Annotated in this window: 19 protein-coding genes and 1 pseudogene; 9 read left to right on the top strand and 11 right to left on the bottom strand. The window is 74.0% G+C overall.

Features of this window, described 5'->3' with window-relative positions; genetic code table 11:
- The first annotated feature begins 12 nt into the window (after positions 1-12).
- On the top strand, positions 13-2,478 hold the full coding sequence (locus tag ACIBSW_RS14945; RefSeq protein WP_354716977.1) for a DUF3488 and transglutaminase-like domain-containing protein: 2,466 nt from the start codon (positions 13-15) through the stop codon (positions 2,476-2,478).
- Positions 2,479-2,569: 91 nt separating this feature from the next.
- On the opposite strand, the gene ACIBSW_RS14940 is transcribed toward ACIBSW_RS14945, so the two are convergent.
- The 11 genes and pseudogenes from ACIBSW_RS14940 to ACIBSW_RS14890 all read right to left on the bottom strand — a co-directional run bounded on the left by ACIBSW_RS14940 (position 2,570) and on the right by ACIBSW_RS14890 (position 16,755).
- Complete coding sequence (locus tag ACIBSW_RS14940) at positions 2,570-3,619, bottom strand: tetratricopeptide repeat protein (protein ID WP_354716979.1); 1,050 nt, start codon at positions 3,617-3,619, stop codon at positions 2,570-2,572.
- A gap of 381 nt (positions 3,620-4,000) precedes the next feature.
- Positions 4,001-4,387, bottom strand: a complete 387-nt coding sequence (locus tag ACIBSW_RS14935; protein WP_354716981.1) for a DUF3040 domain-containing protein — start codon at positions 4,385-4,387, stop codon at positions 4,001-4,003.
- A gap of 91 nt (positions 4,388-4,478) precedes the next feature.
- Positions 4,479-5,774 (bottom strand): DNA polymerase IV, encoded by a 1,296-nt coding sequence (locus ACIBSW_RS14930; RefSeq protein WP_354716983.1) that lies wholly within the window; start codon positions 5,772-5,774, stop codon positions 4,479-4,481.
- Positions 5,775-5,783: 9 nt separating this feature from the next.
- Positions 5,784-6,938, bottom strand: coding sequence for a nucleotide pyrophosphatase/phosphodiesterase family protein (locus tag ACIBSW_RS14925; protein ID WP_354716985.1), 1,155 nt, complete (start codon positions 6,936-6,938; stop codon positions 5,784-5,786).
- Positions 6,935-7,681: a methyltransferase domain-containing protein gene (locus ACIBSW_RS14920; protein ID WP_354716987.1), complete on the bottom strand. Its 747-nt coding sequence runs from the start codon at positions 7,679-7,681 to the stop codon at positions 6,935-6,937. The genes ACIBSW_RS14925 and ACIBSW_RS14920 overlap by 4 nt, the downstream gene beginning before the upstream one ends.
- A gap of 69 nt (positions 7,682-7,750) precedes the next feature.
- Positions 7,751-8,302: an SSI family serine proteinase inhibitor gene (locus ACIBSW_RS14915; protein WP_354716989.1), complete on the bottom strand. Its 552-nt coding sequence runs from the start codon at positions 8,300-8,302 to the stop codon at positions 7,751-7,753.
- A gap of 69 nt (positions 8,303-8,371) precedes the next feature.
- Positions 8,372-11,713, bottom strand: a complete 3,342-nt coding sequence (locus ACIBSW_RS14910) for an error-prone DNA polymerase (protein ID WP_354716991.1) — start codon at positions 11,711-11,713, stop codon at positions 8,372-8,374.
- A 50-nt stretch (positions 11,714-11,763) separates the two neighbouring features.
- Positions 11,764-13,842 (bottom strand): DNA polymerase Y family protein, encoded by a 2,079-nt coding sequence (locus tag ACIBSW_RS14905; protein ID WP_354716993.1) that lies wholly within the window; start codon positions 13,840-13,842, stop codon positions 11,764-11,766.
- Between the two features lie 572 nt (positions 13,843-14,414).
- Positions 14,415-15,164 (bottom strand): annotated as a pseudogene (locus ACIBSW_RS14900) (hypothetical protein); the annotation flags it as partial.
- Between the two features lie 42 nt (positions 15,165-15,206).
- Complete coding sequence (locus ACIBSW_RS14895; protein WP_354716995.1) at positions 15,207-15,881, bottom strand: hypothetical protein; 675 nt, start codon at positions 15,879-15,881, stop codon at positions 15,207-15,209.
- A 358-nt stretch (positions 15,882-16,239) separates the two neighbouring features.
- Positions 16,240-16,755, bottom strand: a complete 516-nt coding sequence (locus tag ACIBSW_RS14890) for an SAV_6107 family HEPN domain-containing protein (RefSeq protein ID WP_354716997.1) — start codon at positions 16,753-16,755, stop codon at positions 16,240-16,242.
- Positions 16,756-17,630: 875 nt separating this feature from the next.
- On the opposite strand from ACIBSW_RS14890, the gene ACIBSW_RS14885 reads away from it, so the two are divergent.
- The 8 genes from ACIBSW_RS14885 to ACIBSW_RS14850 all read left to right on the top strand — a co-directional run bounded on the left by ACIBSW_RS14885 (position 17,631) and on the right by ACIBSW_RS14850 (position 25,432).
- Positions 17,631-18,434, top strand: a complete 804-nt coding sequence (locus ACIBSW_RS14885) for an SDR family NAD(P)-dependent oxidoreductase (RefSeq protein WP_354716999.1) — start codon at positions 17,631-17,633, stop codon at positions 18,432-18,434.
- Positions 18,435-18,862: 428 nt separating this feature from the next.
- Entirely contained in the window at positions 18,863-19,351 is a 489-nt protein-coding gene (locus ACIBSW_RS14880; protein WP_354717001.1) for a YbaK/EbsC family protein, read from the top strand.
- A gap of 76 nt (positions 19,352-19,427) precedes the next feature.
- The gene (locus ACIBSW_RS14875; RefSeq protein ID WP_354717003.1) at positions 19,428-20,843 is read left to right on the top strand and encodes a glycosyltransferase family 39 protein; all 1,416 of its coding nucleotides are present in this window, start codon (positions 19,428-19,430) and stop codon (positions 20,841-20,843) included.
- Positions 20,844-20,852: 9 nt separating this feature from the next.
- Positions 20,853-21,554, top strand: coding sequence for a monooxygenase (locus ACIBSW_RS14870; protein WP_354717005.1), 702 nt, complete (start codon positions 20,853-20,855; stop codon positions 21,552-21,554).
- Positions 21,551-22,132 (top strand): GNAT family N-acetyltransferase, encoded by a 582-nt coding sequence (locus ACIBSW_RS14865; RefSeq protein WP_354717007.1) that lies wholly within the window; start codon positions 21,551-21,553, stop codon positions 22,130-22,132. Before ACIBSW_RS14870 ends, ACIBSW_RS14865 begins: the two co-directional genes overlap by 4 nt.
- A gap of 2 nt (positions 22,133-22,134) precedes the next feature.
- Entirely contained in the window at positions 22,135-22,884 is a 750-nt protein-coding gene (locus tag ACIBSW_RS14860; RefSeq protein WP_354717009.1) for a carotenoid biosynthesis protein, read from the top strand.
- Complete coding sequence (locus ACIBSW_RS14855) at positions 22,881-23,975, top strand: glycosyltransferase family 2 protein (protein ID WP_354717011.1); 1,095 nt, start codon at positions 22,881-22,883, stop codon at positions 23,973-23,975. Before ACIBSW_RS14860 ends, ACIBSW_RS14855 begins: the two co-directional genes overlap by 4 nt.
- Positions 23,972-25,432: a phytoene desaturase family protein gene (locus ACIBSW_RS14850; protein ID WP_354717013.1), complete on the top strand. Its 1,461-nt coding sequence runs from the start codon at positions 23,972-23,974 to the stop codon at positions 25,430-25,432. Before ACIBSW_RS14855 ends, ACIBSW_RS14850 begins: the two co-directional genes overlap by 4 nt.
- Positions 25,433-25,445: the final 13 nt, after the last annotated feature.

Raw genomic sequence — 25,445 nt, 5'->3', positions numbered from 1 at the left:
GGGAGTTCTGCGGTGACCGGGCGACGACGACTTGGACTCGTGGCGGCGGCCTCGACCCTGCTGGCGGCCGCGCCCCTCTCGGCGATCTTCGACACCTGGACGTGGCTGCTGCAGTGCATCCTCGCGGTCGGCCTCGTCGCCGGCGCGGCGGTGCTCACCCGTACGCTGCGGTTCCCCACCTGGGCGCAGGCGATCGCCATGGTCGCGGTCCTGCTGCTGACGCTGACCTGGATGTTCCCCAGCGGTGACGAGCTGCTGTCGCTGATACCTTCGCCGGCCACGTTCAACCACTTCGGCGAGCTCTTCGCCGAGGCCGGCACCGACACCCGCTCGTACGGCGTACCGGTGCCGGACCGCGACGGCCTGCTCTTCATCGCGGTGCTCGGCATCGGCACGGTCGCCATCGTGGTGGACATGCTCGCCGTCGTCGCCCGCAAGCCGGCCCTCGCCGGCCTGCCGATGCTGGCGATCTACTCGGTACCGGTCGCGGTGTACCTGGACAGCGTCCCGATGCTCACGTTCGTCGTCGGCGCGACCGGCTTCCTCTGGCTGCTGGTCGCGGACAACGTCGACCGGGTCCGCCGCTTCGGCCGCAGGTTCACCGGCGACGGCCGCGACGTCGACGTGTGGGAGCCGTCGCCGCTGGCCGCGGCCGGGCGCCGGCTCGCGGTGATCGGGATGGCCGTCGCCGTGCTGCTGCCGCTGGTCGTGCCGGGCGTCAACGCCGGCCTGCTGAACAGCCTCACCCAGTCGGGCGCGGGCGGCGGCGTCGGCGGCAACGGCACCGGCGGCAACGGGCGGGTCAACCTCTTCGCGCTGCTGAGCGGCCAGCTCAACCAGGCGCAGATCACCAACTACGTCCGGGTCACCACGAACGAGCCCGACCCGTTCTACCTGCGCCTCGGCGTGGCCGACGTGATCACCGAAGAGGCCGTCTCCAACCGGACGCCGACCGGCCGGCCGCTGTCGCGCGGCGTGGACGACCCGCGCCAGAGCGGCGCCACCGCGGGGGTGGAGTACACCCAGTACCGCGCGGAAGTGGAGATCACGAACGACTTCGGCCAGACCCTGGCGCCGATCTACTCGACCATCACCGACACTGACGGCCTCGACGGCGCCTGGCTGTACGACCCGAACAGCCAGGTGGTCTTCTCCAACCGCACGACCACCAAGGGCAAGAAGTACTCGTTCGACTACGTCCGCGCCAAGTACACCCCCGCCCAGCTGCGGACGGCCGAGGCGCTCGCCAGCGACGACCCGCTGCGCACCCAGTTCACCGCCGTGCCGAACGACCCCAAGGTCCAGGTGCTGGTGGCCGGCCTGGTCAAGAACCAGCGCACCGATTACGACAGGGTCTCGGCGATCTACCGCTACTTCTCCCGGGACAACGGCTTCACCTACAGCCTGCAGACCCCGGAGCCGCAGCCCGGCAAGTCCGCGATCGCGACGTTCCTGGAGGGCAAGGCCGGCTTCTGCCAGCAGTACGCGGCGGCGATGGCCTGGATGGTCCGCGAGGCGGGCATCCCCGCCCGGGTGGCCTTCGGCTTCACCCGGGGCAGCACCCGCGACGGTGACGCGTACGTGCTCACGAACCGCAACCTGCACGCGTGGACCGAGGTCTACCTGGACGGCTTCGGCTGGGTGCCGTTCGACGCCACCCCGGCGGCGGCCGTGGTCGGCTCGACCCGCTCCGCCTGGGCCGACGACACGGACGCGGTGGCCACCCCGTCGGCGTCCTCGACGGCATCGGCCGCGCCGGGCACGGACCCGTCGTCGGCGCCGGGCGCCGCGCAGCGCCCGGACCGGGACGTGGACGACGGTGCCCTGGACTCGCCGGGCGCCGGCATCCAGGCGACGATCTCCACGGCGACCATGCTGACGATCGCGCTCGTCGCGGTGCTCCTGGTCCTGCTGGCGGTGCCGGCCCTGCGCCGGATCCTGGTACGCAGGCGCCGCCACTCCGCGACGGTTCCGAAGACGGCGACGGTGGCGACGGGCCCGGCCCCGCCGGGCACCCGCGACATCGTGGTGACCACCGAGTCGGTCCGGGCCCGCGAGGACGCCCACGCGGCCTGGGACGAGTTGATCGACACCATGATCGACTACCGGGTGCCCGTCGACCCGACCGAGACACCCCGGCACACCGCGCAGCGCCTGGTCCGGGAGGCCGAGCTGACCGACGCCCCGGCCGAGTCGGCGGTGCTGCTCGGGCGGGCCGAGGAGCAGGCCCGTTATGCGCGGCAGCCGCTGCAGGGCGGGGAGCTGACGGTGGCGCTCGGCCAGGTCCGCAAGAGCATGGCCAGGACGGCGACGAAGCGGACCCGGATCGTGGCACTGCTGCTGCCGCCGTCGGTGATGCTGCGCTGGCGGATGGGGCTCGCGGACGTGTCGGCCCGCTGGGTGGGTCTCTTCAGCAACGGGCGGGACCGGCTGGTCCGCTTCAGCCCTCGGCGCCTCCTGGCGAGCCGCACCCGCTGAACCCCGCACCCGCTCCGCGAACGCCGCCCGGGCACCACCCGCCGGGCGGCGTTTCGCATATCCGACCTCGCCGGCTCTGACCCACCTGTGATCAGGTCGCGCTCCGCGCCTCTGCCCGTTCCCGGCGTACCTGTTCGAGCATGGAGGTGTCGGCTTCGAGGTCCGGGGATTCGACCTGGCGGTCGAGGTCGACGACGATTTCGAGCTCGCCGACCGCCCGGTCGAGATCGCGATCCGCCCGGTAGATCATCGCGATGCGGTACCGGGCGACGGCCTCAACGGCGCGGTCGCCGACCTCCCGCAGGATGGGCAGGGCCCGCCGGTAGTAGTCCAGGGCCTGCTGCCGGTCCTCCAGCCCGTGGTAGACGGCGCCGATGTTGGTGAGCGTGGCGGCCTCGCCGGCACGGTCGCCGACCTCCCGCCGAATGGACAGCGCCCGCTGGGAGTAGTCCAAGGCCCGCTGCCGCTCCCCGAGCCCGTAGTACACGGCGCCGATGTTGTTGAGGGTGGTGGCCTCCCCGGCGCGGTCGCCGAATTCCCGAGTGATGGGCAGGGCCTGCCGAAAGTAGTCCAGGGCCTGCTGGCGGCCCCCGAGCCTGCTGTACACGAGGCCGATGTTGTTGAGGGTGGCCGCCTCGCCCGCACGGTCGCCGACCTCCCGCCGGATGGGCAGGGCCTGCCGGTAGTAGTCCAGGGCCTGCTGCCGGTCCCCGAGCTCGTGGTAGACGGCGCCGATGTTGGTGAGGGTGGTGGCCTCGCCGCCACGGTCGCGGACCTCCCGCCGAATGGGCAGGGCCTGCCGGTAGTAGTCCAGGGCCCGCTGCCGGTCCCCGAGCCTTCTGTACACGAGGCCGATGTTGTTGAGGGTGGCGCCTTCGTTGGCGCGGTCGCCGGCCTCGCGATACCGGTGCAGCGCCTGCTCGTAGTTGGCCAGAGCCTGTCGGGGCTGCCCGGTGGAGGACTGGGCCCAGCCCAGGTCGTAGTAGGAACCGGCGTCCGGGCCGAGCGTCAGGGTCGCGGTCGCCAGCGCCGCCACGTCCGCGAACCGGGACCTGGGCAGCCACACCCTCGCCACCCGGTCCCCGACCACCCGGGCGATCTCGGGCACCCTGCCGGCGACCGCCAGCCGATGCACCTCCACCCAACGGACGACCGCGACCGCCGACCCGTGGCGAACCCTTGGTTCCCGACCCCCGGCCCGCCGACCGTCTGCCGCCGAGCCTTGGCCATCCGTCAAACCGGCACCATCCTGCCCGCAACCGCGATCTCCGGCACCGGTCACCCTGGCCGGAAGCCCTACACAACGGCCAGCAGGATACGACCGACGCCGACCCGGTCGATGCCAACGACCATGATCTGACACCGAGCGCGAATGACCGCGGCCCTGGCGCGGGCATAGCAATGAGCGGCGTCCCTTGGTCCGGGACACCGCTCGGGTGTTCGGCGGCTCACCGTCGTGATGAGCCGCGCGGATACGGCGATGGCGGCCGGGGGCCGCCATTTCGTCGTCGTCGGTCGCCGGCTAGCGGTGGCCCTCGGGACGCTGACGCCAGCGGTCCTCGAGCCGATCGATGAAGCCCGCCTTCCGGGTCTGCCTGGTGCGGCGGGTCGCGGTGCCACCGACGGCGTGCAGGTCGGGTGCCTGCCCCTTCCGGCGGCTCTGCATCGCGAACGCGGCGGCGGCCAGCATGACCACGAATCCGGCCACGCCGAGCGGCGTATTGCTGCTCACCGTGCCGTAGACAACCAGTGCCAGTCCAGCGACGATCACGAACGCGGCGATGACGAGTCGGCGCCGGGCGTGGAAACGCGGGTCGCTGGCCCGCACTGCGGAAGCGAATTTGGGGTCCTCGGCAAGCGACTGCTCGATCTGGTCGAACAGCCGCTGCTCGTGCTCCGAGAGCGGCACGGCATTCCTCCCCGGGCGCATGTCCGGCCCCCCGGCGGTGGTGCAGGCGGGCCGATGGTGCGAGACAGCCGTCCGGCTGCCTAATCGCAGTCTACGAGGGCGGTGGCGGGTCGGAAAGCGGGACGACCGTTGAGTGCGGGTGATTTTCGGTTCGACGCAGATCGGTTTGTCCCAAAAGACTGGCCGGTACGACGATGGAGCGCCCGAAGCGGGCCGTCGCGGCGTCCGTCGCGGCCTCCGCCTCGCGCCAGCCGCGGTCCGGCTCACCCAGGCTGAGCTGGCGAGACGCGCCCGCCGCCGGGGCGAGCCCCTCGACCCGGACGCCGACGAGCCGGATGGCCTCGGCGGGGCGGAGCGCCTCGAACAGCGCCCAGGAGGTCTCGAAAATCTCGCGTGCCACATCGGTGCCCGTCTGCATCGTGCGCGACCGGTTGACCGTGCGGAAGTCCGTCACGCGGATCTTGATGGTGACCGTGCGGCCCACATGGCCGCCGGCCCGCAGCCGGACACCCACCTTGTCGGCCAGGGCGAGCAGACTGCGGCGGATCATGGCCGGGTCGGTGACGTCGGTGTCGTAGGTCATCTCGGCGCCGATCGACTTCTCGGCCTGCTCGGGCACGACCCGGCGGGGGTCGCGGCCCCAGGCCAGCTCGTGCAGGTGCGCGGCGGACGACTCGCCGAGCGCGCCGCGCAGCATCCGGGTCGGCGCCGCGGCCAGGTCGCCGACCGTCATCAGGCCGAGCCGGTGCAGCGTCTCGGCGGCCCGCTCACCCACGCCCCACAGCGCGCCGACCGGCAGCGGGTGCAGGAAGTCGAGCACCTGGCCGGCCGGCACGACGATCATGCCGTCCGGCTTGGCCCGGGTCGAGCCGAGCTTGGCCACGAACTTGCTCGGCGCGACCCCGACCGAGCAGGTCAGCCGCTGCTCCTCGGCGACCCGCGCGCGGATGTCGCGGGCGATCACCGCGGGGCGGCCCAGCAGCCGCTGCGCGCCGGCGACGTCGATGAACGCCTCGTCCAGCGAGAGCGGCTCGACCAGCGGGGACACGTCCCGGAAGATCCGCATGACCGCGTCGGAGGCGGCCGAGTATGCGGTGAAGTCGGGCGGCAGGAACACGGCGTGCGGGCAGAGCGCGCGGGCGCGGGCGCCGGGCATCGCGCTGCGGACCCCGTAGCGCCGGGCCTCGTAGCTGGCCGAGCTGACCACGCCGCGCGGGCCGGCGCCGCCGACCACGACCGGCCTGCCGCGCAGCTCGGGGCGGCGGCGGACCTCGACGGCGGCGAAGAACGCGTCCATGTCGACGTGCAGGATCGTGCACCCCGCGTCGTCGGCGTCCGGCCCGAACCGCGGATCGCGCCCCCGCCCGATGGCCTGACTTCGTCCCACGACCGGAGGCTATCGGCCGGGTACGACAGAACTCAGCAGCGGAATCGTCATCTCGGCCGCCGTCACCGACCCGTGGTACGCGACCAGCCGCCCCACCGTGGCCGGCTCCCGCCCGCTCGCCAGCACCACGCTCCGCCCCTGGCAGATCACCACGACGTCGCCGATCCGGTTCAGGTGCGCCGGCGACACCGGACCGAACCAGCCGCCGGCGATCGCCTCCTCGCGCGGCAGCACCCAGGCCGACGGCCCCAGCACCCCGCGCCACGCCGCGATGACGTCATCGAGCGCCCCGTCCGCCGCGTACAGGTAACGGACCCGCGGCTCGCCGGAGACCGCGACGATCCCGGCCGAGAGCGCCGGGTCCCGGTCCAGGTCGATGCGCCCCTCGGCGGGCACGTTGAGCTGCCCGTGATCGGCCGTGACCAGCAGCGCGGCACCGGCCGGCAGCCCGTCGACCAGCCGGGAGACCAGCCGCCCCACCTCCGCCGCGGCCGTGCGCCACGGCGGCGAGTCGACGCCCGCCGCGTGCCCCTCGTGGTCCAGGTCCGGGTGGTAGCCGTAGACGAGCCCGGGCCGGGTCAGCGCGGCCAGCATGCCCGCCGCCAGCTCGTCCGGGTTCGCCGCGCCGACGAACCGGGCTCCCCGGTTCGCCGCGACCGACAGGCCCGTGCCCTCGAACTGCGGGCGGGTCACCTGGGTGACGCTCACGCCGGCCGCGGCCGCCCGCTCGAAGCAGGTCGGCACCGGCTGCCACTGCGCCGGGTCCGGGTCGGTGCCCCACTGGATGTGGTTGAGGATGCCGCCGTCCGGCAGGCGCAGCGTGAAGCCCAGGATCCCGTGCGCGCCCGGCGCCGCGCCCGTGCCGAGCGTGACCAGGCTGACCGGGGTCGTGGACGGAAAACCCACGGTCAGGTCCCGGCCCGGGAGATCCTTCAGGATCGGGGCGTACGCGGCCACGAGCGGCAACTGGTAGCTGCCCAGCCCGTCGACCAGGAGCACCGCGATCCGGTCGACGCCCTCGAGTTGGGGCCCCAGCCCCAGCACGTCCGCCGTGCCGGGCACCCCGAGCAGCGCGCACACGCTGGGCAGCAGGTCGGCCAGGCTGCCGCCCCCGTACGCCGGGCGCACCGGCTCGAACGCCTCCGGCGGCAGCAGATCGGTCACGGGCGCCGCGCGAAGAGGTGCAGCTGGGAGGCGATGTCGCGGAACGGCGGCCGGGCCGAGAGCGCCAGCTCGAGGTTGAGCATCGCCTCCGGGTCGGCCTCCACCACCGCCGCCGGCACGAGGTCCGCCAGCACGCGTACCCCGTGGATCTCCTCGATCGTGAGGCCGGCCGCGGCGAGCAGCGCCGACGCGGTCTCGGCGTCGTAGCGCCGACGCAGGGTGTCCCGGTTGCCCGCGCGGCCCGCCGGGTCGTCGACCAGCGCCGACGCCGCACCGAGGTGGCCGTTGACCGCGCGGCCCAGCACCGCCGCGGCCCGCCCGGCGACGAGCAGGCTGAGCGCGCCGCCCGGGCGCAGGGCGGTCGCGATGGCGGCGACCACCTCGGCCGGGTCGTCGACGACCTCGAGCACCGCGTGGCACAGGATCAGGTCGGCGCTGGCCGGCGCGACCAGGCCGGCGAGCGCGTCACCGTCGCCCTGCACCGCCCGGACCCGGTCGGCCACGCCCGCGTCGGCGGCGCGGCGGGTCAGGGCGGCGAGCGCGTCGGGGCTGGCGTCGACGACGGTGACGGAGTGTCCGGCCTCGGCGAGCGGTACGGCGAACCCGCCCGTCCCGCCGCCGACGTCGAGCACGGTCAGCGACCGTCCGGCGCTGCGCTCTAGTTCACGCCGCAGCACCGCCCAGACGGCTGCGGTACGCACGGTGACGGGAGATCGGGGGGTACGCGTCGATGCGGTGTCCACCTGCGCAGCGTATCGGCCGCGTGCCGCCGTGGGGCGGGAGCGGCGGCCCGCCACTCGGCGAGGCGCCGGTCAGAACGCCATGAGCACGCGGGTGGTCCGGTTCATCTCGCAGCGGTTGCCGAACTTCCGCGACCAGTCGACCGGACGGCCCTGCCAGACGCCCTTGACCTGCGCGGTGACCGGCGCGTACTCCAGCGTGCACATCGTCGCGGCGGGCTTGAGCCGGCCCGGGTCGCCGTCGACCTTCGTCAGCAGGCGGCAGGCCTTGGCCTTCTTCGGGTGGGTGCCGCCGGCCGGGTGGCAGCGCAGCACGACCGCGGTCGCGTACCCGTTGAAGGCCATGTAGCTCAGGGTCAGCTCGGTCTTCCTCCGCGCCGCCGTGGCGCCACTCCCGGCCGCAGCGGCGCTCCCGGCCGCGGCCAGGCCCTCGGCCACGGCTCGGCCGGCGGCCGCGGCGTTCTTCCTGGCTGTGGCCTTCGTCCCGGCCGCCGCGCTGATCGCCGCCGCTCCCGGGCTGCCGGTCCCCGCGGCGACCCGGCCGCCGATCGCCGCCGCGGCGGCGGCGGGATCGGCCGTGAGCAGGAGTGCTGCGGCGGCCAATGCGGCGACGGCGCGAATCATGACGAACTCCCCCTGATGAATACGTGCATCACACTTAAAAGCGCGCAAAACGGGAAATATAGCGCCCACTCACCGGAAGTCGCGGGACGCCGGGGTGACCGGCGGGGCGACGGCCTCCAGCCGGTCCGCCACCAGGTTGAGCACCCCCTCGGCCTTCTCCAGCCGCCCCCGCACGATCAGCGCCGCGCTGGTCCGGGCCACCTTCCGGTAGCGCTGCCACAGCCCCGGCGAACACGTGACGTTGAGCATCCCCGTCTCGTCCTCGAGGTTGATGAAGGTGACCCCGCCCGCCGTCGCCGGCCGCTGCCGGTGGGTGACGATGCCGCCGACCCGGATCCGGGTGCCGGCCTCGACCCGGCCCAGCCGCGCGATCGGCAGCGCCCCGGCGCGCTCGAACTCGCCCCGGATGAACTGCGCCGGGTGCGCGTCCGGCGACAGCCCGGTGGCCCAGACGTCCGCGACGAGCTTGTCCACGTCGGCCATGCCCGGCAGGGTGGGCGCCTCGGTGCCGGTGACCGTACCCGGAAGGCGGTCCGGCCGGTCCTGGGCGGCGGCACCCGCCGCCCACAGCGCCTCGCGCCGCGAGAGACCGAAACCCGCGAAGGCGTCGGCGGTCGCGAGGGCCTCCAGGTGGGCGGTCGTGCATCCGGTCCGGCGCGCGAGATCGGCCATGTCCCGGTACGGGCCGTGCGCGCGCCGCTCGTCCTCGATGGCGTGCGCCAGATCGTCGCCGAGCCGGCGGACGCTGGCCAGCCCCATCCGCACGGCCGGACCGCCGAGCCCCCAGGCGTGCGGCGGCTCGTCGCGCTCGCTGCACCAGCGGGTCCGCGCGGTCGACTCCAGCACCGCCGCGGCGTCGCTCGCGTTGATGTCCGGCCGGCGCACCTCGACCCCGTGCCGGCGGGCGTCGTCCACCAGCGACTGCGGCGAGTAGAAGCCCATCGGCTGCGCGTTGAGCAGCGCGGCGCAGAAGGCCGCCGGGTGGTAGCGCTTGAGCCAGGCGCTGGCGTAGACGAGATACGCGAAGCTCATCGCGTGGCTCTCCGGGAAGCCGTAGCTGGCGAACGCGGACAGCTTCACGAACAGGTCGTCGGCGAGTTCCCCGGTGATGCCACGCTCGGCCATGCCCTGGTAGAGCCGGGCCTTGATCCGCTCCATCTTCTCCACCGACCGCTTCGAGCCCATCGCGCGGCGCAACTGGTCGGCCTCGGCCGGATCGAAGCCGGCCACGTCGATCGCCAGCTGCATGAGCTGCTCCTGGAACAGCGGCACGCCGAGGGTCTTGGCCAGCGCGTTGGCCATCAGCGGGTGCGGCACGGTCGGCTCCTCGAGCCCGTTCTTGCGCCGGATGTACGGGTGCACCGACCCGCCCTGGATCGGCCCCGGCCGGATCAGGGCGACCTCCACCACCAGGTCGTAGAACTTGTCCGGCTTGAGCCGGGGCAGCGTGGCCATCTGCGCGCGGCTCTCCACCTGGAAGACCCCGACGGAATCGGCCCGGCACAGCATCCGGTAGACCTCGTCGTCGTCCAACCGCATCGTGCTGATGTCCAGGTCGGACTCGATCATGTCGTACGCGTAGTGCAGCGCCGAGAGCATCCCCAGCCCCAGCAGGTCGAACTTGACCAACTCGATCGCCGCACAGTCGTCCTTGTCCCACTGCAGCACCGTGCGCCCCGGCATCCGCCCCCACTCCACCGGGCACACCTCGATGATCGGCCGATCGCAGATGACCATGCCGCCGGAGTGGATGCCCAGATGCCGCGGAAAGCTCTGCACCTCGTTGGCGAACGCGAGAACCTGCTCGGGGATCTCGTCGACGTCGACCGACGCGACGCTGCCCCACCGGTCGATCTGCTTGCTCCACGCATCCTGCTGCCCGGGCGAGAACCCGAAGGCCTTGGCCATATCCCGTACGGCGGAACGCGGCCGATAGGAGATGACGTTGGCGACCTGCGCGGTGTGCTCCCGCCCGTACTGCCGGTAGACGTACTGGATGACCTCCTCACGGCGGTCCGACTCGATGTCCACGTCGATGTCGGGCGGCCCGTCCCGCTCGGGGGCGAGGAACCGCTCGAAGAGCAGGTCGTACTCGACGGCGTCCACGTTGGTGATCCGCAGCGCGTAACAGACCGCGGAGTTGGCCGCCGACCCCCGGCCCTGGCAGTAGATGTTCTGGTCGCGGCAGAACTTCACGATGTCGTAGACGACCAGGAAGTACCCCGGGAAATCGAGCTCCTCGATCATCCGCAACTCGTGCTCGATCTGCGCGTACGCCTTGGGGTGTGCCTGCGGCGGCCCGTACCGCTCCCGCGCGCCGCGCATGGTCAGCTCCCGCAGCCAGCTCATCTCGCTGTGCCCGGCCTCCGGAATGGGAAAGTCGGGAAGCCTCGGCGCGACCAGATTGAGGTCGAACGCGAGATCCTCGCCGAACATCGCGGCGTTCTCGACCGCACCGGGATAGGCGGCGAACCGCCGCTTCATCTCGGTACCGCTGCGCAGATGGGCGGTGCCGGCGGCGGGCAGCCACCCGTCCATGTCGTCCAGGCTGCGCCGCGCCCGGACCGCGGCGAGCGCGGTGGCGAGCCTGCGCCGGGCCGGGGTCGCGTAGTGCACGTTGTTGGTGGCCACGATGTGCAGCCGCCGCCCGAGCGCGAGCTCGTGAAGCGCGTCGTTCCGGTCGTCGTCGTAGGGGTCGCCGTGATCGGTGAGCTCCACCGCGACGTTGCCGCGCCCGAAGAGATCGACGAGCCGATCCAGCTCGTACGCCGCGGCCGGGACGCCGCCCCGCGCGAGCGCCCGGGGAACGCTGCCCTTGCGGCATCCGGTGAGCACCAGCACGTGATCACGCAGGACCGCGGCGACGTCCTCCAGCTCGCCGTACGCCGGCTTGCCCTTCTCCGCGCCGTCGAGCTGACCGCGGGAGACGGTGCGCGCGAGGCGGGCGTACCCCTCGGGGCCGTGCGCGAGGGCCAGCAGGTGACGGCCCTCGGGATCGGCCTCGCCGTTCTGCGGCCTGGTGAGGTCGAGGGAGAGCTCGGAGCCGAAGATGGTCGGCAGGCCGAGCTCCCGCGCGGCCTGCGAGAACCGCACCACCCCGTAGAAGCCGTCGTGGTCGGTGACCGCGAGCCCGGTGAGCCCGAGCCGGGCGGCCTCCTCGGCAAGCTCCTCGGGATGGCTGGCCCCGTCCAGGAAGCTGAAGTTGGTGTGGCAGTGCAGCTCGGCGTACCGGTCCGGGCTGTGGGTCCGGAGCAGCGCGGGTGCCTGATAGGGCTGCCGCTTCCGGCTCCAGGCGGGCGAGTCCCCACCGTCCGCGTCGACGGCGAGCGGGTCGACGACGTGCAGATGCCGCTTGCCGGAGAGCGTGCCCTCGAGCGCGGACCACGGCATCCGCGGATTATGAAACCCCATCGCGAACAACCCGCCGATCAGCTCTCGAAGGACGGCGGCACGAAACCGCACTAGTCATAGATGGCCTCCACGGCCCAGTGCCCGGAGACCAGGGAGAGCAGAAACGCCCGGCCGTCGACGACGGCGATCTGGAAACGGGCCCGGCGCCGCGCCTCGACGGGCGCCCACCAACGCTCGTCGACCGGCCAGGGCCCGGCCCACCCGACGATCTCCACCCGCCCGCCGTCCCCGGCCGAACCGCCGTCCTCAATCAGCAGAAACGCGGGTTCACCGGAGAGCTCGAGCCGAGCACTGACCCCGACCGGCTGCCCACCGGCGTCCAGCACCACGGCAGGCAGCGGCTGCGGAAGAACCAACGCAGGCGCAGGACGAGGCACCCGCCCAGGCCACGGCGCCAACGGCACAACCCGCTTAACCCCCCGCCCCCTCCCACCCCCCACTCCCTGCCCGCCCCCTGCCTTCTCCGCTGGCCCCGCTCCTTGCTCCGGCCCCTCGTCCGCTTCCGCCGCTGCTTGGGCCGCGCTCCCCTGGACCGTCTTCCGTGCCTCGTCCTGTGCGGCATCGGACCGCCCAACGCTCCTCGGCGACGTCGCGCCTACTTCCCGCGCATCCCGTTCCGCGGTCGCTGGGCCTGCCTCTTCGACATCGCGCGAGATCTCCAGCGGGGCGGCATCGGGCACCACCTTCAGCCCACGCCGCGCCTTCCCCCGCTCCCCACCTCCGGCCGGCGAGGGGTCGAGGCCCTCCGGTGGGACCGAGCCCCTAGCCGACGGCAAAGCGGAACCGCCGGCCGGTTGCGGGGCAAGGTCCTCAACGGCCGGTGAGAAATGACCATCGGCCGGCGGCCGGGTGAAGCCGTCGACCGACGGTGGGGCGGATGCCAGCGCGACGAGACCGGGCGGCTCGGCCGGCGATACCGCGACCGCGCCGGACGCCGGCAGCGGCGTGACCAGGTCACCGCCGGGCCGCGCGGGCTCGCGCTCGTCGCCCCAGGGCACCAGGCGAACCTGGTCGTCCGCGGACCGCCCGCCGCCGAGCACGGCGGTGACCACGGCCTCCGGGCCGAGCAGACCCTGGATGCGGCTCAGGGCGCGATGGGCTCGTTCCCGTTCGGAGCCGGCGTCGCCCCAGAGCCCGGGCTGCAGCCCGAGGTGGACGAGCACCCCTTCTGGCACGAGCCGCAGCCGAACCAGCCCCGCGGTCGGCCGGTTGGGTGCGCCGCGCCGGGCGCCGGTGAGCCAGCCGTCGAGCTGCCACCGTACGCGTTCGGCGATGGCCGCGGCCGTGAGCATGCCGTCGTGCCGCCAGACCCGGTGCAGTTCCTGCCCGTCGGCGGTGACCGCCTCGATGCCGAGCCGCGTGCAGGCGAGCCCGTGCGCGGCGAGCCGGTCGTGCAGCCGCTCGGCCAGCACGCGCCCGGCGAACGCGGCCACGTCGACCCGCTCGAGCGGCTCGTCATAGGTGTCCTGGACGTCCAGGTCCGGCGGCGGCCGCCGCACCGCCAGCGGCCGATAGTCGAGCCCGCCGGCCAGCCGATGCGCAAGCGCCCCGTCGAACCCGAAGCGGGTCAGCACATCGGAGGCCGGCAACGCCGCGAAGTCCCCCAGGCTCTTGATCCCCAACCGCCGCAGCAGGTCGGCCAGATCGGGCCGCTCCAGCGCCTCGACGGGCACCCCCGCCAAGAACTCCCGGGTACGCCCAACAGCAACGACCTGCCCCGCCCGCGCCGCAAGCCCGGCGGCGAAGACCCCGTCCGCGATCCCGACCTGGCTCTCCACGGAACAGGCCTGAGCCACCTGCTCGACGATCCGCTCAGCGGCCGCCAACTCGCCACCGAAGTACCGGGCCGGCCCACGCGCGGCAAGCGCACAGGCCCCGGGCCGAATGACCTCGACCCCGACCGCAACCTCCTCGACCGCGGCGACGACCGGCTCGAACGCCCGAGCGTCCCGCCCAGGATCGTGCTCGACCACGACAAGGTGAGGACACCGGCTCTGCGCCTCCCGCCGCCGAAGCCCGCGCCGCACCCCCTCGGCGCGCGCGGCCTCGGAACACGCAAGAACCCGATTCCCCCGCAGCACGACAACGGCCTCGGAGGCGGGAACCCCATCCACGATCTCGGCGGCCATGACCGGCCAGTCCGGACACCAGACGAGCAGGGTCCGCACTCCGGCGCTGCCCCCACTCACCCGAAACCCACCGAGAACAGCTCCGCCTGCCCGCCGTCGCCCCACCCATCCGCAGCCCCCGGCGAACCCAGCTCGGCAGCACCCGCCGAAGACGCCGCCGCAGGCGAGATACGCGTAACAGAGGCAAGCCGTCCGGAGCGTGCGGAGACCCGGTCCTCATTCCCCACCCCCACAGAAGCCCGGCCCTCCCCAGCCACCCCTACAGAGACCCGACCTTCCTCAGCCACCCCCGCAGAAGCCCGCTCCTCCGCCGCGAACCCCGCAGAAGCCCGGCCCTCCCCAACCGTCTCCACAGAGACCCGACTCACCCCCGCAGAAACTCGCCCCTCCCCCGCGAACCTCGCAGAAGCCCGGTCCTCCCCGGCCACTCCCGTGGAGAACCGACCCTCGCCGGCCACCCCCACACGAACCCGGCTCACCCCCGCGGCCATCGCGGAAACTCGGCCCTCTCCGGCCGTCCCTGTGGGGGCCGGGCCGTCATCGGCGGCTGGAGGCGAGGTCGGGGAGATGGTGGTGGGGCGGCGGGGTGGGATGCCGGAGGTGGGGTCCGGGTCGTTCGGGGGTGAGGCGGTGACTCCCGGCATCCAGATGGTGATCTCCTTGGGCCGGGCGGCCGCGCCCCGGCCACGGGCGACGACGGTGACCTTGCGGCGGCGCAGCCTGCCGTGGCCTGCGCCGAGTCCTTCCCACTGTCCGTGCGTGACCTGCAACGTCACATCGGCGCCGTCCCACCGCCCGTAGGGCACCAGCACGCAGCCGCGCTGCCGCGCCCGGGCCACGAGCCGGCTGGTGATCGACGGGGAGAGTTGCCCGGGCACGGCGATGACCACCACGTCCACCCCGTCGATGAGGGCGGCGACCACGGTGGGCCACTCAGGACCGGGGTCGGGCACCAGCGCGAGCCGGTCCAGGGCGATCCCGCTCTCGGCAGCGGCAAGCGCGCCCAGCGCGGGAACGCCGACAACCGCGCACCACGATCCGGCGCGGGACGCCGCCGAGATCAATGCCAGCAACAGCGAGGTACTCCCCACCAAGGACCTCGATGAGTTGCGGCGCGCCCCGTGCGCGAATCCATCGAGTTCGGAGGAACGGCCGGTGGCGACGGCGATGGTGGTACCCCGGCGGAGGCTCCGGCTCGGAAGCAGGCCACTCAGTTCCGGCAACACCGGCAGCACCCGGTGGGTCCCGAAACCGTCCGCCTCGCCGACCGGACGGATCAGGTCAGCAAGGGCCGCAGCACCGTTGATCATGCGCCCGGCCATTTCCCCGCCCCGCCTTACATCCATCGAAGTTGATCTTCAAGGTCACGGCCCACCCGGGGCCACGACATAAGTCCGAACACCAAACCAGCCGACCCGGCCGACCAGGCCAAACCGGCCAAACCGACCGACCAGGCCAAACCGACACCCCACCGTCGGCGTCGCACGGGCACGGGCACGGACCGACGAGACCGACGGGCGTGACGGCCGCGTAATCCGGGTCGACGACGGCGGCGGGGTCGGCGTCGGCGTCCTGGACCGCGTCGCCGTCGTCCGGGTCGGCGTCGCCGAGGTCGACGACGGCGGCATCCGGGTCGACGACGGCGGCGGCATCCGGGCCGACGACGGGGTTGGCGTCGTCGGCATCCAGCTCGGCATCGCCGAGGTCGTCGGCTGCGGTATCCGGGTCGACGTCGTCGGCTGCGGCATCTGGGTCGACGTCGTCGGCTGCGGCGTCCGGGTCGGCGGCGGGGTTGGCGTCGTCGGCGTCCAGCTCGGCGTCGCCGGGGTCGACAGCGGCGGCATCCGGATCGACGACGGCGGCGCGGTCCAGGACACCGACAGCGGCGGCATCCGGGTCGACGACGTCGGCTGCGGCATCCGGGTCGGCGGCGGGGTTGGCGTCGTCGGCGTCCAGCTCGGCGTCGCCGGGGTCGACGACGGCGGCGGCGTCCGGGTCGACGACGTCGGCGGCGTCCGGGTCGGCGGCGGCTGTGTCATGAGTGGCTCGCTTCTGGGGAGCGTCGCGGTGGCTCTGGGTGGAGCGGCCGGCGACCGGGTTGAGGACCCGCAGGTGGATCCTGGGAGTCCCGCCAAGCGCGCGGCCTGGGGCCGTGCTGGCTGCGGAAGCACATCCGGGTCGTATTCGGCGCCGTGTGAGACCTGCGTGCGCGGGCGGCAGGCCGCCGATCCGGTGCGTCCTCGACGTAGCGGGGCCGGTTGCGCTCGCGCGGTGCTGCGAGGCGATGGTCGTCCCGGTCCGGGTGGGTCGGACGGCTCGACATCGGCGTTGCCGACTTGGCTGCGCGGCGGGTCGGCCCGATCCGGTGATCGGGGGGCGACGGCCGGGGCCGGGTGGTCAGGCGGCCTCGAGGGTCGGCTGGTAGGCCAGGCCCAGCACCGATTCGACCAGCGAGACGAAGTGCTCCGCCGCGCGCAGCAGGTCGTCTGCCTCGCGTTCGGTGACCACCCGGGGGATGCCCGCTTCGGCGGCCGAGCGCTTGGCGGCGCCCAGTGCGAAATAGCTCGCCCAGTCGCTGAACTCCGGTGCCACCAGGACCAGGAGGGACCAGGCGCTGGTCACCCGGCCGCGCTTGGTCGGCGCCGCCGGCCTGGCCCGGGCCGCGAGCACCGCCGCCGCCGCGCGTAGCGCCGCCAGGTGTGCCGCCGCGTAGCGCAGGCCGTCAGGACGGGTGCGTGCCGCTTCCGCCAGGCCCTGGCGGGCGATGGCGAGCAGCTGGGCGGGCGTGCGGCTCGGCAGCAGGTTGGCCGGAACCGTCGGCGCCGCCTGGGCCGCGGCCGTTGGCGCGTGTGCGTGCGCCAGCAGGCCTGGGCTCGGTTGCCTTGGCACCGGGTAAGCCGGGTTGCTCACCATGGTCTCTCCTCGCGTGTGTCGCATCCGACGTGCTGGTCGAACCGATCCCGCTGCGGAGGAAGGCACAGCGGTTGTGGCAGCCGGCCGGGTGTGAAGCTTCCCCACACCACACCCGGCCGGGCTTGCCGGCGGGTCCGCCGCCCGCCGCCCGGGGGTCGAGGGCGGCGAACGGCGGTCCTGCCTCGTGCCGGTCCGGGCCCGCGAATGCCCGGACCTAGCGTGCGGCGCTTCGCGGGCGTCGCACGCGGGAGCCCGCCGCGAAACGTGGCTCCTTGGTCAGTCAGCCCGAGCGATCGCCTGGCACAGGAGTTCGAACCAATCGAACACTCGTTCTAACTACGGATGAGAGTACACCGTGGGTCCGACAAAAAAGCAACACACGCGGCGACGGCCGGAACGGCCGGAGATCATCTACGACGGGCCGGGCCGACGGCCGGAGATCCGCAGGTCACGGGCGGGGAAACCTCGGCGACGCCGCACGCCCACCGGATCCGCACGGCCGAGCCCGGCCGGGCTCGGGCCCGGGCTCGGTGGGGCACGGCCTGGACCGGGGCTCAAAGCGTCGGTCGCGCCGAAGAAGGCAACCACCTCGAGCCGGCGCGGACCGGGCTCGCACCGGACTCAGACCAAGCTTGGACCGGACTCAGCCCGAGCCCGGAGCGGACTCGGGTCGGACCCGGGTCGAGGGCTCGAAGCGGACCAGACTTGGACCAGGCTCAGATCGGGCAGGCGTGCTGCGCGGCCGGCATGAGGCGGCGGCGGGCGCGCTGGGGCGTCCGGCCGCCGTGGATGGCATGTTGTCGATCCTTTTTGTGAGACCGGTGCCAGAATGCTCGGTGGTGCGGCTGCCGCACCGACGACCAAGGGAGTACGGAATGCCGCGCACCGTCGTGATCACCGGGGCCAGCTCGGGTGTCGGCCTGGCCGCGGCCGAGCAGCTTGCCGCGCAGGGCGACCAGGTGATCGTGGTCGGCCGCAACCCGAGCCGGCTGGGTGCCGCGATGGCGCAGATCCGGGCCGCCGCGACGGGGCCGGAGCCGGACGAGTTCCGCGCCGACTTCGAGTCGCTCGACGAGGTGCGTGAGCTGGCGGCGAAGGTGCTGGCGGCGTACCCGTCGATCGACGTCCTGGCGAACAATGCCGGCGGCATGCCGGGGTCCTATGTCCGCACCGCGGACGGCTTCGAGTCCACGATGCAGGGCAACCACCTGGCTCCGTTCCTGCTCACCAACCTGCTGCGCGACGCGCTGCGCGGCGGCCGGGTGGTGAACACCGCGTCGCAGGCGCATCGCGGTGGGCGGGCGAATCCGGATGACTTCACCGGGTCGGCGCAGGGCCACAGCATGTGGCAGGCGTACGGGGCCAGCAAGGCCGCGAACATCCTCTTCGCCGCGGAGGCGGCCCGACGCTGGCCCGACATCACCTCGGTGTCGTTCCACCCGGGCATCGTGCGCAGCAACTTCGGCACCGGCGCGGTGATGAGGTTCTTCTACCGGTTCGCGCCGTTCCTCACCAGCTCCGAGAAGGCCGGAGCGCTGCTCTGCTGGCTGACGACCGCGGAGGTCACCGACGGCGCCTACTACGTCGGGCACCGGGTGACCGCGCCGGACCGCCGGGCCGCCGACCCGGAGCTCGCCGCCCGGCTCTGGGACGCCAGCGCCACCGCCGTCGGCGTGTGACACCGCGAGGCGGCGGGCCGCGATGATCGCCCATTGACCATCGCGCTCAGGCCGCCCAGAAGACGGTGCTTTGTGCCTTGAACGACGCCTCGTCGAAGAAAGCCACCAGGGACCGGCTGTCGAGATTCTCTCCCCAGCCCAGGTGACGCACAGCCGTCGGCGCAGCCAGCGTGAGTGCGGCAGGGAGCGCGCCGACCGCCGGGCGCCGCCACCGGTGCCCGGCCCGGACCTCCGCGCACCGCAGGCGGAGTTCGGACCGTGAGTGGGTCGAGGACGCCGCTGCTGCGGTTGTCGACCCCGGCCCGCGTAAGGGAAAAAGGGTCTAGGGAGTTGGTGGGCGCTCTTCCCGGACGAGCGCTCGGCGCGAATCTCGCGGCGGCAATCGGGCTGGGTCCAAAATCGCCCATCGCACCGGGCACAATGGTCCGATGGAGAGCCACCCCAACGTGCAGGCCGTCGAGGCCGCGCTGGTCAACGCGGACGCCCGCACCGCCGACGGCGGTTCGCCGCGGATGACCGTCTTCGACGAGGGCGTGCACACGGCGCCGGCGGCGGCCGCCGCGCTCGGCGTCGAGGTAGGACAGATTGCCAACTCGCTGATCTTCGACGCGGACGGCGAGCCGTTGCTGGTGCTCACCTCCGGTGCGCACCGGGTCGACACCCGGAAAGTCGCGGCCGCGCTGGGGCTGGCGAAGCTGGGGCGGGCCACGCCGGAGTTCGTCCGGCTGCACACCGGACAGCCGATCGGCGGCGTCGCGCCGCTCGGGCATCCGAAGCCGGTGCGCACCCTTGTCGACACCGCCCTCGCGGGCTACCCGGAGATCTGGGCCGCGGGCGGGGTGCCCCAGGTGGTCTTCCCGATCACGTACGCCGAGCTGCTCCGCGTCACCGGCGGCACCGCGATAGACGTGGCGTAGCGCCATCGACACCGACATAAGGGGGCGGCGGGAGACGCTGACGCTCGCCGCCGCGCCGTTCGTGGTCACGCTGATCGTGACGTTGATCGGGATCGGGGAGCGGCAGCTCTGGCGCGACGAGCACGCCACCTGGTGGGCGGCCTCGCTGTCGCTGCCCGACCTGTGGAGGTTCGCCGAGACCGTCGACTTCGTGCTGGTGCCGTACTACGTCGTGCTGCACGGGTGGGTCGCCGTGTTCGGCGACTCGGCCGTCGCGCTCCGGCTGCCCTCCGCGCTGTGCATCGCCGGCGCCGCCGCCCTGACCGCCCTGGTCGGGCGGCGGCTGTTCGACGCGACCGCGGGGCTCTTCGCCGGCCTGCTGCTGGCGGCCGTCCCGGCGGTCACCCGCTACGGCCAGGAGGCCCGCCCGTACGCGATGGCCGTGCTCGCCTCGGTCGCCGCGGTCCTGCTGCTGCTCCGCGCGCTGGAGCGCCCGTCCGCGTTGCGCTGGCTCTACTACGGCCTGGCCGTCGCACTCGTCGCCGCCAGCCACCTCGTCGCGCTGATGGCGCTGGCCGCACACCTGATCGCCGTCGTGGCGGCGGCCCGGGCGGACCGCGAGCGGCGGCGGCGGATCCTGATCGGCTGGGCGGTCGCGGCCGGGTCCGCCGTGCTCGTCAGCTCGCCGCTGGTGCTCGTCGGGCGGCGGCAGGGCGGCCAGATCAGCTGGGTACCCGACCCGACCTGGGAGCGCGTGCAGCTGTTCCCCGCCGACCTGTTCATGAGCCCGGCCGCGGCCGGCTTCTTCCTGGTGCTCGGCCTCGCCGCGCTGGCCGGGCTGGCCTTCAAGGCCCGCGTCTTCGCCGCGCTGCTGGCCGTCTGGGCGCTGCTCCCGGCGGTGCTCGCGTACTACACGTTCCACGAGTTCTCGTTCTTCTACCCGCGCTACCTGCTCTTCACGATTCCGGCCTGGGTGCTGGCCGCCGCGTACGCGCTGCGGCGCCTGACCGCCGAGGCCGGCGCCCGCGGTGCCGGCGCGGCCGTGCTGGCGGCGACGCTGGCCGGGCTGACGTTCGTGAGCTGGGACCAGCAGGTGCTGATCCGCGGCGACGGGATTCTGACCGAGTTCGGGTTCCGCCCGGCGGCCGCGTTCATCCGGGCGCACCAGCAGCCGGGCGACGCCGTCGTCTTCGCCGGCTACCAGTACGCGTACCGCGGCTTCCGCTACGAGTGGCGTGACCTGCCGCCCGAGCGGCGGCCGCGGGAGGCGCTCATCGATCCGTCGCGGACACCAGCCTGGTCGTGGCGGCAGCGGTCCTGCCGGGACCCGGCCGCCTGCCTGGCGGGCATCACCCGGATCTGGGTCGTCTCGACCGATCCGCGGGGGCCTTCGCTGAGCGTGTTGCTGCCGCCGGAACAGGGCCCGGTGATCGAGGCCCGCTACGAAAAGATCGGCGAGACCGCGTTCCCCCGGATCAGGGTCACCGAGCTCCGGCTCAAGAGCGCTCCGTAGCCTGGCCTGATGAGCGCCGTACCGCCGCTGGTCACGCTGCACGTGTGGCGGGTGCCGCGGCGCGCGCTCGGCGGCGCGCTGCTGCGGATGGCGGGCGATCGCGGTCGGCTGCGGGCGCTGCCGGGCGTGCGCTTCGGCAAGCTGCTCGGCACGGCCACCGGGACGAGCTTCGGACCGGGCGACGCCGACCTGACCCGGTACGCGGCCGTGCTGGCCTGGGACAGTCCGGCCGGCGGCGACCTGGGGCCGGTCGGGGCCGGGTGGGACCGGCTCGCGGAGCAGGCCGCCCGGGTCGACCTGACCCCGCTGGCCAGCCGCGGCCGCTGGTCCGGCCGGGCGCCGTTCGGCGACCCGCGCGGCGGCCGCGCCGACGGACCGGTGCTCGCGCTGACCCGGGCCCGGCTGCGCCCGGCCAGGGCCCTGACGTTCTGGCGGGCGATCGCGCCGGTGGCCGGGGAGCTGGCCGCGGCGCCGGGCCTGCTCGCCCGTTTCGGCATCGGCGAGGCGCCGATCGGCTGGCAGGGCACCGTCAGCCTCTGGCGCAGCGAGACGGATCTGACCGCCTTCGCGTACCGTCAGCCGGAGCACCGCGCGGTGATCGCACGCACGCCGGCCGCCCGGTGGTACGCCGAGGAGCTGTTCGCCCGGTTCGCGGTGCGCGGCATCAGCGGCGACAGGGCCGTGCTGGGCTGGCAGGAAGGAGAGCGATGAGGCTCGTTCCCTGGCAGCCGGACGACATGCTCCGGCGGCTGGACGACGTGGTGAGCGTCTACGGCGAGGCGATGGGTTACCGCGCCGAGCTGCTGCAGACCCGCCGCGGCTACATCGGCGCGCACGTGCGGCGGGCCGGATTCCGGGCCGTCGCCACCCTGACCACCGACGGGCACCTCGCGGGCTTCGGCTACGGCTACGTCTCCGGGCCGGGCCAGTGGTGGCACGACCAGGTCCGCTCCGCCCTCGACGAGCCGGCCCGGCGGTACTGGCTCGGCAGCTGCTTCGAGGTGGTCGAGCTGCACGTCCGGCCGAGCGCGCAGGGCCACGGCATCGGCGCCCGGCAGCTGCGGGCGCTGCTGTCGATGGCCGACGGCTCGACCGTGCTGCTGTCCACGCCCGAGGCGGACGAGGAGCGGTCCCGGGCCTGGCGGCTGTACCGCCGGTTCGGCTTCGTGGACGTGCTGCGCGACTTCATCTTCCCCGGCGACGAGCGCGCGTTCGCGATCCTCGGCCGGGAGCTGCCGCTCGCGAGCCGTCCGGCGACCGAGGACGCGCCCGGAACCGTCGGCATTTGACGGTGGCCAGGGCCATACCCTGGGCGCTGCTCGGCGCCCTGATCCTGACCCAGATCTGCTACCCGCTGACCGGCGGCGGCAGCCGGGCCGCGCTGACCGTGCTGACCGTCGTGCTCGGCTACCTGCTGTCGGTCTCGCACGCGCTGCTCACCCGGGGTGTGCGGACGGCGGGCGCGCTGATCGCCACGACGACCCTGTGCGGCTTCGCGGTGGAGGCGCTCGGCGTCGCGACGGGCTTCCCGTTCGGCATCTACGACTACTCGGGCCGGCTCGGGCCCAAGCTGCTCGGCGTGCCGCTGATCATCCCGCTGGCCTGGACCTGGATGGCCTGGCCGGCCTGGCTGGCGGCGCTGCGGGTGGCCCGGTCCCGGATCGCCCGGATCGCGGTCGCCGGCGCCGGGCTGGCGGCCTGGGACCTGTTCCTGGACCCGCAGATGGTCGCCGAGGGCTATTGGACCTGGCGCTCGCCGACGCCCGCGCTGCCCGGCGTTCCGGGCATCCCGATCGGCAACTACCTGGGCTGGCTCGGCTTCGCGCTGCTGCTCATGGCCGTGTTCGCCGCCGCGGCGGGCCCGCGGGCCGCCGTCGCCGCGGACGGCGACGCGCCGCTGCTCGCCCTCTGGATCTGGACGTACGCTTCCAGCGTGCTCGCCCACGCGGTCTTCCTCGGCCTGCCGGCCTCGGCGCTGTGGGGCGGCGTCCTGATGGGCGCGGTCGTGCTGCCCCTTCTGGTACGGCTGTCCCGCCGGTGATCTGGCTCGCCCTGCTGGCGCCGGCGGCGCTGACCGCGCACACGATCGTGAACGCGGCCCTGCTGCGGCGCCCCGCCGCCGGGCAGACCACCACGGAACGCGTCGCCGTGCTGCTGCCGCTGCGCGACGAGGCCGCGCGGGTGACGCCGTGCCTGCGTGCCCTGCTGCGCCAGGCCGGCGTGCCGAACCTGGACATCGTCGTGCTGGACGACGGCTCGTCCGACGGCACCGCGGACGTGGTCCGCGCCGTCGCCGGCGACCGGGTGCGGCTGCTGACGGGCGCGCCGCCGCCGGACGGCTGGCTCGGCAAGCCGTACGCCTGCGCCCGGCTGGCCGAGGCCGCCGGCGACGCCGACGTGCTGGTCTTCGTCGACGCGGACGTCGTGCTCGCGCCGGACGCGATCGCCGGCGGCGTCGCACTGCTGCGCGGCTGCGGGGTCGACCTGCTGTCGCCGTACCCGCGGATCGTCGGGGCGGGCCGGCTCGTGCAGCCGCTGCTGCAGTGGTCCTGGCTGACGTTCCTGCCGCTGCGCGCGATGGAACGCTCGCCGCGGCCGTCGCTGGCGGCGGCCGGCGGGCAGTGGCTGGTCGCGGACCGGGCCGGCTACGAGCGGGCCGGCGGGCACGCGGCCGTGGCCGGCGACGTGCTGGAGGACATCGGGCTGGCCCGCGCGGTCAAGCGGTCCGGCGGCCGCATCGCGCTCGCGGACGCCTCGGCGTTCGCCGACTGCCTGATGTACCCGACGTGGCGGGACCTGCGGGACGGCTACAGCAAGTCGTTGCACGCGTCCTTCGGCTCACCCGCCGGCGCGGCCGCCGTCGTGGTCCTGCTCCTCATCCTGTACGCGGCACCGCCGCTTGCCGCCCTGCTGGCGGCGGGAGCCGGTGCCACCTGGCTCGCGGCGGCAAGCCTGTGCGCGTACGGGATGGGTGTTCTGGGCCGGGTGGTCGCGGCGAGGGCGACCGGCGGGCGGGCCTGGCCCGACGCGCTGGCGCATCCGATCTCGGTGTTGATCTTCGGGTGGCTGGTCGCGCGTTCGTTCGCGCTGCGCCGGCGCGGGCTGCTGACCTGGCGCGGCAGGCCGGTATGAGCCGGATCGCGGTGATCGGCGCGGGGGTCGGCGGGCTGGCCGCGGCCGCGCGGCTGGCCGCGGCCGGGCACCGGGTGGCCGTGCACGAACGCGCGCCGGCCGTCGGCGGCAAGCTCGGGAGCTACGAGCGCGACGGCTTCCGCTTCGACACCGGCCCGAGCCTGCTGACCCTGCCCGGGGTCTTCGCGGACCTGGGGCTCCGCCTATCGCCGACGGCGCTGGATCCGGTGGTGCGGCACGTCTTCCCGGACGGCTCGGTATTGGACTCGAGCTCCGATCCGGAGGTCTTCCGGTCCCGGATCGAGGAGGCGTTCGGCGCGGCGGCGGGCGCCGACTGGGCACGCTTCTGGGTCCGGGCCGAGCGGATCTGGCGCGCGTCCTGGCGCTCGGTGCTGCAACGCGAGGTCACGCCGGCGACGCTCGCCGCGCTGTCCTGGCGGGTCGGCGACCTGGCCGCGATCGCACCGTGGCGCTCGCTGCGCGGGCTGGGCCGGCGCTACCTGCGCGACCCCCGGCTGCGGATGCTGCTCGACCGGTACGCGACCTACACGGGCGCCGATCCGCGCCGCGCACCGGCGGCGCTGGCCGCGATCCCGTACGCGGAGCTGGCCTTCGGCGGCTGGTACCTGCCGGGCGGCCTCGGCGTCCTGTCGGCGGCGCTGCTCGCCCGCTGCCGCGAACTCGGCGTGGAGATCACGACCTCGTCGCCGGTCGCGGGCATTCGCACGTCCGCCGGGCGGGTGACCGGGATCCGCCTCGGCACGGGCGAGGTCGTGCCAGCCGACTTCGTGGTGTCCAATGCCGACGCCCTGACGGTGTACCGGGACCTGCTGCCGGCGCCGGCCCGCCTCGGCGCCCTCGCCGACCGCAGCCTGGCGGGCTTCGTGCTGCTGCTCGGCGTGCGCGGGCGGACGCCGGAGCTGGCGCACCACACGGTGTTCTTCCCCCGGAACTACGACGCCGAGTTCGACGCGGTCTTCGGCGCACCGGCGACCGGCGCCCGCGCCCGGCCCGCCTCGGACCCGACGATCTTCGTGACCCGCGCCGAGGATCCGGCGGTGCGCCCGCCGGGCACGGAGGCGTGGTTCGTGCTGGTGAACGCGCCCCGGCACGGCACGGCGTACGGCGCGGTCGACTGGCGGCGGCCGGGGCTGTCCTCGGCGTACGCGGCGCACATTCTCGACGTGCTGGCGGGGCGCGGCCTGGACGTCCGCGACCGGCTGCTGTTCGCCGAGACGCGGACCCCGGCCGACCTGCAGGAGGCGGCGGGCGCACCGGGCGGGACGATCTACGGGACCGCCGGCGGGCTGCTGCGCCCGGGGAACCGCGGCCCGGTCGACGGCCTGTACCTGGTCGGCGGCTCGACCCACCCCGGCGGCGGCCTCCCGATGGTCACCCTGTCCGCAAAAATCGTCGCCGATGCGATCGACCGGGCATCGCCTGACGGTAGCGGCTAAGCTGTTAGCTAAG

Source organism: Actinoplanes sp. NPDC049668, assembly GCF_044465445.1.
Taxonomy (GTDB): domain Bacteria; phylum Actinomycetota; class Actinomycetes; order Mycobacteriales; family Micromonosporaceae; genus Actinoplanes.
Note: the sequence above shows the minus strand (reverse complement) of the source record. Positions and strands in the feature narration are given on the sequence as shown.